Origin of the sequence: Methylobacterium litchii, assembly GCF_038442315.1 — a bacterium.
GTDB classification, from domain to species: Bacteria; Pseudomonadota; Alphaproteobacteria; order Rhizobiales; family Beijerinckiaceae; genus Methylobacterium; species Methylobacterium litchii.
Genome location: NZ_JBBXMY010000004.1, coordinates 130,652 through 144,724 on the forward strand (window position 1 = coordinate 130,652; position 14,073 = coordinate 144,724).

Genomic DNA, 14,073 nt, shown 5'->3' on the forward strand with positions numbered 1-14,073 from the left:
GCGCAAGCGCCGTTTCGGGCGGCCCGCTGAACCCGCGCTTAACCATCGTAGTCTTAATGGGACGCAGACAAACGGACGCGGCCCTGCCTCGAAGACCCCAGCCGGCCTTCGGCACCGCGCGAGGAGTTTCGTACACGATGTCCGCCATCATCACCCGGCGCCTGCGCGCCGTCGCCCTCGGTCTCTCGGTCTGCGCAGCCCTCGGGCTCGGCGCCTGCAGCAAGGACAGCGATCTCGCCGACGCCTCGGCTTACGGTGCCAACGGCGCCGGCGGGGCCTCGACGCCCGGCAGCGCCCAGGATTTCGTGGTCAATGTCGGCGACCGCGTCTTCTTCGAGTCGGATTCCACCGATCTGACGCCCACCGCCACCGCCACCCTCGACAAGCAGGCCGTGTGGCTGCAGCGCTACCCGCGCTATACGTTCATCGTGGAAGGCCATGCCGACGAGCGCGGCACCCGCGAGTACAACTTCTCCCTCGGCGCCCGCCGCGCCCAGTCCGTGTTCGACTACCTGACCACCCGCGGCATCGCCGCCGGCCGGATGCGGACCGTCTCCTACGGCAAGGAGCGGCCGGTCGCCGTGTGCAACGACATCTCCTGCTGGTCGCAGAACCGCCGCGCGGTGATCGTGCTCGACCGGGGCGCGGGCGCCTGATCCGGCCCGCCGGCCGTCTTTTTGCCGCGGACGGGGCGTTCTGTTAGGGCGCGCCCCGTCCGCTGACTGCAAGCCGAGCCCCATGCACGCCCGCCTCCCCAGACGTTTCCTCGCCGCCCTCGTGCTCCTGCCGGCCCTGTTCGGCCCAGCGATGGCGCAGGATGCCTCCGAACTCGTCGTTCGGCTGGGACGGCTTGAAAGCCAGTCCCGCACGATGTCGGGGCAGATCGAGACCCTCCAATACGAGAACCGCCAGCTCAAGGAGCAGCTGCGCAAGTTCCAGGAGGATGTGGAATTCCGCCTGAACGAAAAGGGCGGCGGGGGTGCCGCCGCCGCGGCGAAGCCCGCCCGCAGCCCCGCACCCTCGGCCGCCCCGGCTCCCGCCGCGCCGAACTCGGTCAACGGCGGCAATCCCGGCTTCAACGGAGGCGGCACGCGTCAGCCATCGCAGAAGCGCGGCGACGCCTTCGATCCCGACCAGAACCCCGAGGCGCCCGGCGCCCCGATGCGGCTTGGCGCCACCGAACCCTCCGCGCCGTTGCCGCCTCGTGAGACCGCCGAGGCCGCGCCCCTTCCGCGCGGCGCCCTCGACGACGAGGGCGAGGCCACCGGCTCCTACGACGAGCCCGTCGACCTGAACCCGCCGCGCCGCACGGGTGCGATCCCCTCGGTGGCACCGCGCCCCAGCGAGAGCGTCGCCGCCACCGGCACGCCGGATGCCGGGGCCGATTATGATTCGGCCGTCGAGCTGATCCAATCTCGCCAATACGAGCAGGCCGAGATGAGCCTGCGCCAATTCCTGCAATCGCACCCGCGCGACGCCCGCGTACCCGGCGCGACCTACTGGCTGGGTGAGAGCTACCTCGCCCGGGGCCGCACCCGCGAGGCGGCGGAGCAGTTCCTGAAGGTCTCGACCGATTACGCCCGCTCGGCCCAGGCCCCAGAGGCGATGCTGAAGCTCAGCGTCTCCCTGAACGCCCTGGGCGCCAAAGAGCAGGCCTGCGCCACCCTCGCCGAACTTGAGCGCAAGTTCCCGAATGCCGGGACCGGCGTGCGCCAGGGCGTGACGCGGGAACAGAAGCGCGCCCGCTGCGCGGCGTGACCCCGCCGGACGATCCCGTCCTCGACGCGCTCCGCCCCTGGCTGAGACCGGGCTCTTCGCGAACGCTCCTCCTCGCCGTGTCCGGCGGCCCTGATTCGACCGCGCTGATGCACGCGGCGGCGAACCTCCGACCCGATACGCCCCTCCACGTCGCGACCGTCGATCACGGCCTGCGCCCGGAAGCAGCCTCGGAGGCTGACTCGGTCGGCCGCGCCGCCGCCGACCTGGGATTGCCCCACGCGGTGCTGCGCTGGCAGGGCGACAAGCCTTCGACCGGCCTTCAGGACGCTGCCCGCGCCGCGCGCTACCGGCTCCTCGCCGACCATGCCACCGCCATCGGCGCGGATCTCATCCTCACCGCCCATACCCGCGACGATCAGGCCGAAACGGTGCTGATGCGTCTCGCCGCCGGCAGTGCGCTGGCGGGGCTCGCGGGTATGCGCCCCGCGCGGATGCTCGCGCCGGGCCTGCGCCTCGGGCGGCCCTTCCTCGGCCTCGACAAGGCGGTGCTGGTCGACTGGTGCGAGGCGCGGAGCCTGACGTTCCTGCAAGATCCCTCGAATACGAACCCGCGCTTCGCCCGCGCCCGGCTTCGAGCGGCGGCCTCGGCTCTCGCCGCCGAGGGTCTGACGAGTGCGCGGCTCGCGCGGCTGGCCGAGCGCGCGGCCCGCGACGAAGCCGCCCTGCGGCAGACAGCGGAGACAGCCCTTCGCGACGCTCTGCTTCCGGCACCGGAGGGAACGCTGCGACTCGATGGAACACGGCTGCGGGCCCTGCCGGAGGCCATCGCCCTGCGCTGCGTCGATCTTGCGATCACGCGCGCTGGCGCGACCGGCTACCGCCTGGAGAAACTCGAAGCCTTGGTGCTCGACGCTTTACTCCCCGCCTTGCACACCGGAGCGACCCTGCGGCGAACCCTCGCGGGGTACTGTGTGTCGGTCGAGAGCGGCAGAGTGGTGACACTTGTGCCCGCTCCTCCCCGGAAGAATGCCGGGCCTGCGGCACCGCCGACCGTCTTACTTGGCAACGAACACCCCCCCGCCTACATTGGCGATGCGTGATCGGACGGGCTGGCGCTGCTGCGCGAGAGCCATCTGGGGGACCGCGCGCGCCAAGGATCGATCGATGAACCCGAATTTCCGCAACTTCGCCTTGTGGGTCGTCATCTTCCTGCTTGTGCTCGCCCTCGTGACGCTGTTCCAGAATCCTGGGCATCGGGGCGGCGGCAGCGAGATCGCCTACAGCCAACTGCTCAACGATGCCGATGCCGGCAAGATCCAGTCGGTGGTGATCTCCGGGCAGGACGTGTCCGGCACCTATGTCGGCGGCGGCAACTTCACCAGTTACGCGCCCAACGACCCGAACCTCGTGACCAAGCTCCAGGGCAAGGGCGTGCAGATCACCGCGCGCCCGCCGTCCGACAACACGCCCTGGTTCATCCAGCTTCTCGTGAGCTGGCTGCCCATCCTCGTGTTCATCGGCGCCTGGATCTTCCTGTCGCGCCAGATGCAGTCCGGCGCGGGCCGGGCCATGGGCTTCGGCAAATCGAAGGCCAAGCTCCTGAACGAGGCGCATGGCCGCGTCTCCTTCGATGACGTCGCCGGCGTCGAGGAGGCCAAGGAGGACCTTCAGGAGATCGTGGAGTTCCTCCGCGACCCCCAGAAGTTCCAGCGCCTCGGCGGCCGCATCCCGCGCGGCGTGCTCCTCGTGGGCCCGCCCGGCACGGGTAAGACGCTCATCGCCCGCGCCGTCGCGGGTGAGGCCAACGTGCCGTTCTTCACCATCTCCGGCTCGGACTTCGTGGAAATGTTCGTGGGCGTCGGCGCCAGCCGCGTGCGCGACATGTTCGAGCAGGCGAAGAAGAACGCGCCCTGCATCATCTTCATCGATGAGATCGACGCGGTCGGCCGCCATCGCGGCGCCGGCCTCGGCGGCGGCAACGACGAGCGCGAGCAGACCCTGAACCAGCTCCTCGTGGAGATGGACGGGTTCGAGGCGAACGAGGGCGTGATCATCATCGCGGCCACCAACCGCCCCGACGTGCTCGACCCGGCGCTGCTGCGTCCGGGCCGGTTCGACCGCCAGATCATGGTGCCGAACCCCGACGTCACCGGCCGTGAGCGCATTCTGCGCGTCCACGTCCGCAAGGTGCCGCTGGCTCCCGACGTCGATCTGAAGACCATCGCCCGTGGCACGCCCGGCTTCTCGGGCGCGGACCTGATGAACCTCGTCAACGAATCGGCCCTGCTCGCCGCCCGTCGCGGCAAGCGGATCGTGACGATGCACGAGTTCGAGGACGCCAAAGACAAGGTCATGATGGGCGCCGAGCGGCGCACCCTCGTCATGACCGAGGACGAGAAGCGGCTGACCGCCTATCACGAGGGCGGCCACGCCATCGTCGCCCTCAACGTCCCGGCGACCGACCCGGTCCACAAGGCGACGATCATCCCGCGCGGCCGTGCCCTCGGCATGGTCATGCAGCTGCCCGAGCGCGACAAGCTGTCGATGTCGTTCGAGCAGATGACCTCGCGTCTGGCGATCATGATGGGCGGCCGCGTCGCCGAGGAAATGATCTTCGGCCAGGACAAGGTGACCTCCGGTGCCCAGTCGGACATCGAGCAGGCCACCCGCCTCGCGAAGATGATGGTGACCCGCTGGGGCTTCTCGCCCGAGCTCGGCACCGTCGCCTACGGCGACAACAACGACGAGGTCTTCCTCGGCATGTCGATGGGCCGCCAGCAATCGGTGTCCGAGTCGACCGCCCAGAAGATCGACGCCGAGGTGCGCCGTCTGGTCGAGACCGGCCTGACCGACGCCCGGCGCATCCTCGCCGAGCGCAAGGACGACCTCGAGTCGCTGGCGCAGGGCCTCCTCGAATACGAGACCCTGACCGGTGAGGAGATCCGCAACCTCATCAAGGGCCAGCCCCCAGTCCGCGACGGGGGCGACACGCCCTCGACGCCGGCCCGGCCCTCCTCCGTCCCCTCCGCCGGCCGTGGACGGCCGAAGGAGAGCGACGGCGGGATGGAGCCCCAGCCGCAGGTCTGAGGCTCGATGCACTGACGTGACGAGGGGCGCCGAGAGGCGCCCCTTTTTCGTCCGTCCACACGTCCCTCTCGTCGCTGCGAGGAACGAAGCAATCTACCCACGACGCGCCGCTTCCCGAACGTTGCGCAACCCTGGATCACTTCGATGCGCTCGTAATGACGACGGTGAGGCGTATGGCGCGAGGGTCGGGCCGAAGCGATCCAAAGAGGCGGTGTGCCCGCCGCATTTCGACCGTCTTTGTCGCGGAGCACCCGATTCACCACGCCCCCGGCCGAAGCTCGGCCAGCGGGTGAAATCTGCTATGATGACCGGGTGCGCCCCGAACGGCGCCGGAGACGCGACGTTGCGCAAGTATTTCGGGACCGACGGCATCCGTGGCCGCGCCAACGGCATCATCACGCCGGAGCTCGCCCTGAAGGTCGGGCAGGCGGCGGGCCTCGTGTTCCAGCGCGGTGACCACCGGCACCGCGTGGTGATCGGCAAGGACACCCGCCTGTCGGGCTACATGATCGAGACCGCCCTCGTCGCCGGCTTCACCTCGGTGGGCATGGACGTGCTGCTCCTCGGCCCGGTGCCGACCCCGGCGGTGGCGATGCTCACGCGCTCCATGCGTGCCGACATCGGCGTCATGATCTCGGCATCGCACAACCCGTTCGAGGATAACGGCATCAAGCTGTTCGGGCCTGATGGCTTCAAGCTCAACGACGAGGTCGAGCGCGAGATCGAGGCGCTGATCGACGCCGAGTTGCACAAGCGGCTCGCCGGCTCCTCCGATCTCGGCCGGGCAAAGCGGATCGAATCCGTCCACGCCCGCTACGTCGAGTTCGCCAAGCGGACCTTGCCCCGCTCCATCACCCTCGACGGGCTGCGGGTGGTGGTGGATTGCGCCAACGGCGCCGCCTACCGCGTCGCGCCGGAGACCCTGTGGGAACTCGGCGCGGACGTCATCAGCATCGGCGTCGAGCCGGACGGGTTCAACATCAACCGCGATGTCGGCTCCACCGCGCCGACCGCCCTCGTGGACATGGTGCGCGAGCGCCGCGCCGATATCGGCATCGCCCTCGACGGTGATGCCGACCGGGTGCTCATCGTGGACGAGAAGGGCCATGTGGTCGATGGCGACCAGTTGATGGCCGCCATCGCCCGCTCCTGGAAGGAGGACGAGCGCCTCACCCAGCCGGGTGTGGTCGCCACCATCATGTCGAATCTGGGCCTGGAGCGCTTCCTCGGGGGCATCGGCCTGAACCTCGCCCGCACCGCCGTAGGCGACCGCTACGTGCTGGAGCATATGCGCGAGCACGGCTACAACCTCGGCGGCGAGCAATCCGGCCACATCATCATGTCGGACTACACCACGACCGGGGACGGTCTGGTCGCCGCCCTGCAATTGCTCAGCGTCGTCCAGCGCAGCGGCAAGCCGGTGAGCGAGGTCTGCCATTGCTTCGATCCGCTGCCGCAGATCCTGAAGAACGTCCGCTACCGCTCCGGCGAGCCCCTGCGCCAGGACAGCGTGGTGACGGCGATCGAGCAGGCGCGCGGCCGATTGGGGCAATCGGGCCGTCTCGTCATCCGTCCCTCCGGCACCGAACCGGTGATCCGCGTGATGGCCGAGGGTGATGATCGCAGCCTCGTCGCCGCAGTGGTGGACGAGGTGGTGGACGCCGTCGCCAAGGCCGCCGCCTGACGCAGGCTCAGCCCGGCCGCCCCTCGTAGCGCAACACGAGGTCGGCCGGGGCGGTGATCCGCCACGCCGCGAGCAAGGCGTCGCGCAGCGTTTCCTCCTCGCATTCGTACAAGTCGAGATTCGTCCAGCCCCGGCGCCCCCAGGCGCCGTCGAGGGGCTGGAACAGGTCCGGCTCGGCCTCGCAGAACGCCTCCTGCGCCTCCGGGCTCAACCGCAGCACCACCCTCTCCTCCTCCACCCAGAGCGTGCCGAGCACCCGTCCGCCGACGCGGAAATCCGGGTTGCCGCGATGCGCGCCTTCGATGACCTCGGGCAGAAGGCGGGCCAGGGCGCGTACATCGTCGCCGGTCATCGGCCGAATCTTCCCGGAAACCTTCCGAAACCGTCCAAACCCAATCCTCGCCCCATGCCCCGCCTGTTTCCGAGACCTTAACGGCTGCGCAACACTTCGCGCCCCGGTCGAAAACTTTGTCAGGACTAAAACTTAACGTTAAGCCCGATTTAAGGTGTTCCCGTCATTCTCGTGAATGTCAATCAGCCGGCACTAAGCTTCCGGCACACGATACGAGTGAAGGAATCCTTATGGCCCGCTCCAAGCTTCATGCTGTGGTGCGCGTCGCGACGCTCGTGGCGAGCATCGGCGCACCCGGTCTGGCATTCGCTGCCGACCTCCTGCCTCCGCCCCCTCCCCCGCCGCTGCCCCCGCCGATCGATTTCGCCGGCGGCTGGTATCTGCGCGGCGACGTGGGCGCCAGCATCTACACCGCCCCGAAGTATGCCGTGAACGATATTCCCGGCACGCATTTCTTCGGTGAAGCCCAGTCGGGCGGCCTCTTCGCGGGCGTCGGTGTCGGCTACCAGTTCAACAACTTCTTCCGCGCCGACGTGACCGGCGAGTACCGCACGGCCTCCCTGCGCCTGTCGAGCTACAACGACTTCGGCAGCGGCTGCGGCTGCGATCCCACGGGCCGCAACTTCAACCTGACCAGCGGCCATTACGACGCCGCCGTCGTCCTCGCGAACGGCTATTTCGACCTCGGCACGTGGTACGGCATCACGCCGTTCGTCGGCGGCGGCGTCGGCGCGGCCTTCAACTACTTCTCGGGCTTTACCGACAGCGGCGTCACCAACTTCTACTCGCCGTATGTCTACAACCAGCCGACCTCGCCGGGCGTCTTCAAGTCGAAGACCACCGAGAGCTTCGCCTGGGCGCTCCACGCCGGTCTCGCCTACGATGTGACGCCGAACTTCAAGGTCGAACTGGCCTACCGTTACCTGAACCTCGGCCACGCCCAGACCGGCTCACTGACCTGCCTCGACGCGGCGGGACCTGCCTGCACCACCGTGCTGAAGGCGAAGAACCTCGAGGCGCACGACATCAAGCTCGGCGTCCGCTACCTGATCGGCAGCGCCTTCGTGCCCGCCCTCCCGCCGCTCATGCCCGAGCCGCTGGTCCGCAAGTACTGATCGACCCTACAGGACGTTTCCGAACGGCGCGGGCTTCCCGCGCCGTTCGTGTTTGTCGCGGACTGAAAATTGAGTTCAGCTCAAGGCGAAACACGCGGAAATTGCCTAATGCAACGGTCGATTAAGGTTACTGCGTTACCCCTAAACCGTGGCGTGAAGATTCAATGGCTTCGCAGCCCCGAGGATTGTTGGGATGCGTAAGATCCTGGTTTCACTGTTGGCCCTGAGTGCGGTCGGCACGGCGCAATCCGCCGACCTCGACTACGATTATCTGCGCGGCGCCGACTACGACCCGCCCCCCGTCGCCGTCATCGACTGGAGCGGCTTCTATATCGGCGGGCACGGGGGTTGGACCTCCGGCAGCCTGACGAAGCGAGCCGATGCCCAGGCGGCGTTGTTGAACTACGCCAATTCGACGCCTTCGGCCGCTGGCTACAGCCTCTACAATTCGACGATTTTCGCGTCACGCGGTTCGAACGACAGCTTTGGCGCCTATGCCGGCTTCAATGCTCAGTTCGATGACGTTGTCCTCGGTCTTGAGGCTGACTACACGCACAACAGCCGCAAATCGCTCTGGATCGGAACCGCGACGAACTTGCCGCCGCAATACGCGGTCACGGCAACGAACCGGACGAGCTTCGAGAATTACGGGACGATCCGTGCACGCGCCGGCTACGCCATCGGAAGCTTCCTGCCCTACGTGACCGGCGGTTTGGCTATCGGCGAGGCGAACTTCAGCCAGAGCCTGTATCGCCCTCCCTACCCGGCGGCGCCTTTCGCCCAGGTGACGACCTCCAAGATGGTGGTCGGCGTAGCCGCTGGCGCGGGTATCGATTACGCCATCACACCCAACGTGATGCTGCGTGCCGAATACCAGTATCTCAATTTCCCCGAGTTCAACGGTCGTCAAGTCCAGCTGAACACCTTCCGCGGCGGCGCGGCGGTCAAGTTCTGATCCCGGAGCCACTCATGACCCTCGGTTCGCGGGCCCTCGGCCTGCCGCTGCTCGCGATCCTGCTCTGCGGCGGGTTCACCCCCGCCGTGGCGCACGAGGACGCCTTCTCCGATGCGCCGCCGCGCCATGTGCGCGTGTACCGCCGGGTCGTGCCGACGCAACGCTACGTCTCCCCGCCGCCGATCATCAGCGGCTACCTCCCGCGTAACAACGCGGTGCCGATGTACAACGAGCCGCCGGGCCTGCCGTCCGGCTACGGCGCCTACGGCCGCTGATCAGCTCTCCAGCTCGCTGTCCCAGTAGAGATAGTCGAGCCAGGTGTGATGATACTGGCGGTGGTCGAACTCCGGCTGGCGGTGGTGCAATTCGTACCGCGTCGGCCGGCGCGGCGCGTTCATGAGGGGCATCTCGGCCTCCTCCGGCGTGCGGTTCGCCTTGCGCAGGTTGCAGGGCGAGCAGGCGGCGACGACGTTCTCCCAACTCGACAGGCCGCCCCGCGAGCGCGGCACCACGTGGTCGAAGGTCAAGCCACCCGAGGGCAGGCGCAGGCCGCAATACTGGCAGGCGAAGCCGTCCCGCAGGTAGATGTTGTAGCGGGTGAAGGCCGGGCTGCGCGCGAGGGCCACGTAGTTCTTCAGCGCCACCACGCTCGGCACCCGCAGCGACCGCGAGGGCGAGCGCGCCTCCACATCGTAGCTGGCGACCAGGGTCACGCGGTCGAGGAAGAGGGCGGTGAACGCATCCTTCCAGGACCACAACGACAACGGATTATACGAGAGCGGCCGATAATCCGCGTTCAGGACGAGTGTTTGAAGGTCCATCATCGGCGCGTCTCGCTCACGGCTATCTCTGGCGCGCCCAGCGCGCGGGAAGTGTCCCGCGCCCCGCCCATCCGCCGCGCTCGCGGCCGGAAACGGGCGGAGAGCGGCGTCGGGAGACCGCCGCAGGGCGGATCCCGTCGCGCGCCTCGCGCGGTGTCGGAACGTGGGTGAGAATGGGGAACAGGGCCGGAGGCCGGCGCGAACACGCGCCGGGGCTGGCACTCGGATACGGTACGCGGCCGGGCCGGGACGTGAGATCCGCAGGCCGCGCCCCTTCGCGTGGTGACGAAAAGGCCCTGTCCATAAGGGCTTCATCTAATCCCACCGTGACACCCTTGTGAAGCTGTCTGCGTCGTCCGCAGGGACGCACCCACATCCCATTACGGTTTTCGCGGCTCCGGCGGGCCAATGGGGCCTTGAGGGTTGGGTCACGCACGCTTTGGCCTTATTCGTCTGGCGAAACGGCCGCCCCGCGCGGCCCACCCGCCGCGACTCGCCCGCGAATCGCCGGAGGCCCCGCATCCCGGCGCCGTCCTGGCCACCCGTCGAGAGGTTTGCCTATGCTGTTTTCGCCAGTGCGCGTGACCACGCCGCACGGCCCGCGCCGGCTTCGCACCACGCCGCTCGCGATACTGGCCGCCCTCGGGGCGGCCCTGTGCCTTGCCTCCCCCCTCCCCGCTTCCGCTCAGGACCCCGCCCCGCAGGCCCCGCCGGCTGCGGCGCCGCAGGCCCCCGCCGCCCAGCCGCCCGCGAAGCCCGCCGAGGCGAAGAAGCCGGAGGCCAAACCCGCCATCGCGCAGGTGGAGCCGCCGGAGCAGTTCAAGGCCGTCCGCGCCAAGCTGGACGAGGCCAAGGCCGAACTCGACAAGCGCGAGAAGGAGCTCGGCCACACCGACGTCGCCCCGACCGACCTCGCCGCGATCCGCGAATCCGTCACCACCGTGACGGACGACGTGCGCGCCATCGTCAGCCGGCTGGACGATCCGCTGGCCGCCGCGCGGGAGCGCCTGTCGCAACTCGGCCCGAAGCCGAAGGAGGGCGAGGAGAGCCCCGACGTCGCGCAGCAGCGCGCCGAGCGCGAAGCCGCCGTGACCCGCATCGACGAGACGCAGCGCCTCGCCCGCTCCCTGGTGGTGCAGGGCGACCAGCTTGTGGACCGCGTCTCGAACCGCCGCCGGGCCTCCTTCACCCGCGACCTGTTCCAGCGCACGCACCCGCTCATCAGCCCGACCCTGTGGGAGAAGGTCGTCGCCGACCTGCCGCGCGACATGCGCTCCCTGCAGAGCGCGGTGGCGGATATCGGCGTGCTGTTCGCGCGCAACGGCAGCATCGGCAACCTGCTGCTCCTCGGCCTCGCCTTCGGCGTGTCGGTGGCGCTGTATTTCGGCCGCCGCAACATCGCGCCGCGCGCCGCCCGCCGCGACGAGAGCAAGACCGAACCCTCCCGCCGGGCGACGCTGATGGGGGCGTGGCGGGTCATCCTCGTCGGCACGGTGCCGGCGGTGGCGGGCTCCTACGCCGTGTTCTACGCCCTCGACGAAACCAACCTGCTCCCGTCCCGGCTCCTGCCGGTGGCCGGCGCGATCCTCGGCGGCCTCGCCTTCATCGCCGCGGTCGAGGCCCTGTGCGACGGCCTGCTCAGCCCGGACAAGCCGGCCTGGCGCCCGGCCCCGGTGAGCGATTCCGCCGCGACGCGCCTGAAGCTCCTCGCGGTCAGCATCGCCACCATCGCGACGGTGGTGAAATCCGTGGAGGCGCTGAATTCCGGCATCTCGGCCGCGCTGACCATCTCCATCGCCACGCGCGGCCTCGGCGCGGCGGCGACCTCGCTGATCCTCGCCATCGGCCTGCACCGCTTCGCGGACACGGAGCAGGAGGAGGAGGCCTGCTTCGGCCCCTACGTCCCGACCAAGACCACCACCGGCATCGGCGGCCCGGCCCGCCTCGTCGGCTGGGTCGCGGTGGTGGTGATCGGTTTCGCGGCGCTCGGCGGCTACGTCGCGCTGGCGACCTTCCTCACCGACCAGTTGATCTGGGCGACCTGCATCCTCGTGTTGCTCTACCTGCTGGTGCAGAGCGTCGACACGTTCCTCGGTAAGGCCCTCACCGACGAGAGCCGCCTCGCCACGGCGTTGCAGGCCAATACCGGCCTGCGCAAGCGCTCGCTGAACCAGATCTCGGTGCTGGCGACGGGCGCCGCCCGCGTGGTGCTGATCCTCGTGGCGGCGCTGCTGATCCTGGCCCCCTGGGGCCTCGATTCCACCGACATCACCGCCTCGATGCGCTCGGCCTTCTTCGGCTTCCAGGTGGGCGGGGTGACGATCTCCCTGTCCTCCATCGTGCTGGGAATCGGGGTGCTGGCGATCGGCGTGATCGTCACCCGCGCGATCCAGCGCTGGCTGGATCAGACCTATTTGCCGGCCACAGACCTCGATGCGGGCCTGCGCAACTCGATCTCGACGGTGGCCGGCTATTGCGGCTTCCTGCTCTCGCTGGCCGTGGCCTTCTCGTATCTGGGATTGAGCCTGGAGAAGATCACCATCGTCGCCGGCGCGCTCTCGGTCGGTATCGGTTTCGGCCTGCAATCCATCGTCAACAACTTCGTCTCGGGCCTGCTCCTGCTCTGGGAGCGGCCGATCCGCGTCGGCGATCAGGTGGTGATCGGCGATTCCGAGGGCATCGTGAAGCGCATCTCCGTGCGCTCCACCGAGATCCAGACCTTCGACCGCTCGGCGGTGATCGTGCCGAACTCGAACCTGATCTCGGGCATCGTGAAGAACCGGGTGCGCGGCGACCGGACGGGGCGGCTGTCGCTCACCGTCAACGTCCTGCGCAACCAGGACCCGGTGAAGGCGGCCGAACTCATCACCGGCTGCGCCGACGCACATCCCAACGTGGTGCGCGATCCGCCGCCGCGCGTGGTGTTCCGCAAGATCGGCGACACGTTCCTCGAATTCGAACTCCTGGCCTGGATCAGCGACGTGTCCCTCGGTCTCAAGGTGCAGACGGACCTGAACTTCGCGGTGTTCCGGACGCTCACCGAGCAGGGTCTGATCCCGCCGATGGGGCCGGGGTCGAGCATCGTCACGATCCAGGGGCTCGACGGGATGCAGAACGCGATGGGCGAGATCGCCAAGACCTTCGTGCGCCCGACCCAAGAGACGGAGAAGGGCACGCAGGCGCCGGAGAAGACCGCGACGGCGCCGCTCTAGGCGGGCTTGCGCGACGCACGCGGCCTCTCGGCCCCGTCGTGGTCGAGGACGGCCGTGTTGCGGCCGGATTCCTTGGCGGCATAGAGCGCGGCGTCGGCCCGGGCGAAGAGACCCGGCGTGGTGTCCGCCTCCGCTCGGGCGATGCCCACGGAGGCGCCGACCTTCAGGAGGAGGCCGGCATGGGCGAAGGGCCGCCCGAGGCCGGCGACGATGGCGGTGCCCAGGGCGCGCAGGGCGACGGGATCGGCCGGGCGCGGGATCAGCACGGCGAACTCGTCGCCGCCGAGCCTCGCCACGAGGTCCGCTCCCTTGCAGATCCGCGCCAGCCGCGCCGCCGCGCGCTTCAGGCAGGCATCCCCCGCCACATGGCCGTGAACGTCGTTGATGGCCTTGAACCCATCGAGGTCGATGAGGATCAGCGCGCCCGTGGGAAGCCCGCCGGAGGCCTCCGGTTCGCCGAAGCAGCGCTCGAAGGCCCGCCGGTTCGCGAGGCCGGTGAGCGGGTCGAGGTCGGCGCTGCGGTGGAGGGCCGCGAGGCGCGCGATGTCGGCGGTGACGTCCTGATGGGTGCCGAACAGGCGGTGGGGCACGCCGTCCCGGGTTTCGATGCCCGCCCGCGTCCGCAGCCAGCGGCGCTCGCCCCCCGGCGTGACGATCTCGCTGTCGAACTCGAAACTGTGCAACCGCGACAGGGCCTTGGTGCGCAGGACGTTCAGCAGCTTCAGCGAGGCCGCCTCGTACATCTGGAGCACGCGCGGGCGGTACAGGGCCGCCCCGCGGGGGATGCCGAAGATGTCGAAGCTGTTGCTCGACCAGTCCAGCGCCTCGTCGCGCAGGCGGCACGACCACAGTCCGACGCCGCCGGGCAGGTCGACCCGGCGCAGCATCCCTTCCTGCCGCTTCAGCAGGGCGGCCTGCGCCCGGATGATCGCGGCTTGAATCGCGTATCGCGCGACGGCGTCGTCACCGTCCGGGAGCGAAGGGGAAGGGCCGACGGATTCTGACATCGCCCCACATTCGTCTCGTGCGCAACCAGAATGCCGGCGATCGGTAAACGTCCGGTCACCCTTTCTCACCGATGCGCATTCTGGATGCGATCATTATATGGCGCGTTCGACGGCAAGGATG

At 69.0% G+C, this 14,073-nt stretch carries 12 protein-coding genes; 9 read left to right on the forward strand and 3 right to left on the reverse strand.

Going from position 1 to position 14,073, the window contains the following annotated elements:
- Nucleotides 1–137: 137 nt before the first annotated feature.
- The 5 genes from pal (at nucleotide 138) to glmM (ending at nucleotide 6,490) form a co-directional block, all read left to right on the forward strand.
- Nucleotides 138–656, forward strand: a complete 519-nt coding sequence (pal, locus tag AAHF99_RS10000; RefSeq protein ID WP_342164094.1) for a peptidoglycan-associated lipoprotein Pal — start codon at nucleotides 138–140, stop codon at nucleotides 654–656.
- Nucleotides 657–738: 82 nt separating this feature from the next.
- Nucleotides 739–1,758 (forward strand): tol-pal system protein YbgF, encoded by a 1,020-nt coding sequence (gene ybgF / locus AAHF99_RS10005; protein WP_412759860.1) that lies wholly within the window; start codon nucleotides 739–741, stop codon nucleotides 1,756–1,758.
- Entirely contained in the window at nucleotides 1,755–2,819 is a 1,065-nt protein-coding gene (tilS, locus tag AAHF99_RS10010) for a tRNA lysidine(34) synthetase TilS (RefSeq protein ID WP_342164096.1), read from the forward strand. The genes ybgF and tilS overlap by 4 nt, the downstream gene beginning before the upstream one ends.
- Nucleotides 2,820–2,883: 64 nt before the next feature.
- The gene (gene ftsH, locus AAHF99_RS10015; RefSeq protein WP_243955074.1) at nucleotides 2,884–4,806 is read left to right on the forward strand and encodes an ATP-dependent zinc metalloprotease FtsH; all 1,923 of its coding nucleotides are present in this window, start codon (nucleotides 2,884–2,886) and stop codon (nucleotides 4,804–4,806) included.
- Between the two features lie 343 nt (nucleotides 4,807–5,149).
- Entirely contained in the window at nucleotides 5,150–6,490 is a 1,341-nt protein-coding gene (glmM, locus tag AAHF99_RS10020; RefSeq protein ID WP_342164097.1) for a phosphoglucosamine mutase, read from the forward strand.
- A gap of 7 nt (nucleotides 6,491–6,497) precedes the next feature.
- Here the strand turns inward: glmM and AAHF99_RS10025 are convergent, their stop codons facing one another.
- Nucleotides 6,498–6,842, reverse strand: coding sequence for an MmcQ/YjbR family DNA-binding protein (locus AAHF99_RS10025; protein WP_342164099.1), 345 nt, complete (start codon nucleotides 6,840–6,842; stop codon nucleotides 6,498–6,500).
- Nucleotides 6,843–7,072: 230 nt separating this feature from the next.
- Here AAHF99_RS10025 and AAHF99_RS10030 point away from each other — a divergent pair, with 230 nt between their 5' ends.
- From AAHF99_RS10030 to AAHF99_RS10040, 3 genes are all read left to right on the forward strand, one after another.
- Nucleotides 7,073–7,957, forward strand: coding sequence for an outer membrane protein (locus AAHF99_RS10030; RefSeq protein ID WP_342164101.1), 885 nt, complete (start codon nucleotides 7,073–7,075; stop codon nucleotides 7,955–7,957).
- Between the two features lie 193 nt (nucleotides 7,958–8,150).
- Entirely contained in the window at nucleotides 8,151–8,912 is a 762-nt protein-coding gene (locus tag AAHF99_RS10035) for an outer membrane protein (protein ID WP_342164102.1), read from the forward strand.
- A 14-nt stretch (nucleotides 8,913–8,926) separates the two neighbouring features.
- A complete protein-coding gene (locus tag AAHF99_RS10040; RefSeq protein WP_342164103.1) occupies nucleotides 8,927–9,187 on the forward strand; it encodes a hypothetical protein in 261 nt (86 codons plus the stop codon).
- Here the strand turns inward: AAHF99_RS10040 and AAHF99_RS10045 are convergent, their stop codons facing one another.
- Nucleotides 9,188–9,736 (reverse strand): HNH endonuclease, encoded by a 549-nt coding sequence (locus AAHF99_RS10045; RefSeq protein WP_342164104.1) that lies wholly within the window; start codon nucleotides 9,734–9,736, stop codon nucleotides 9,188–9,190.
- Nucleotides 9,737–10,293: 557 nt separating this feature from the next.
- On the opposite strand from AAHF99_RS10045, the gene AAHF99_RS10050 reads away from it, so the two are divergent.
- On the forward strand, nucleotides 10,294–12,945 hold the full coding sequence (locus AAHF99_RS10050) for a DUF3772 domain-containing protein (RefSeq protein WP_342164105.1): 2,652 nt from the start codon (nucleotides 10,294–10,296) through the stop codon (nucleotides 12,943–12,945).
- On the opposite strand, the gene AAHF99_RS10055 is transcribed toward AAHF99_RS10050, so the two are convergent.
- The gene (locus tag AAHF99_RS10055) at nucleotides 12,942–13,952 is read right to left on the reverse strand and encodes a sensor domain-containing diguanylate cyclase (protein ID WP_342164106.1); all 1,011 of its coding nucleotides are present in this window, start codon (nucleotides 13,950–13,952) and stop codon (nucleotides 12,942–12,944) included. The genes AAHF99_RS10050 and AAHF99_RS10055 overlap by 4 nt on opposite strands.
- Nucleotides 13,953–14,073 lie beyond the last annotated feature (121 nt).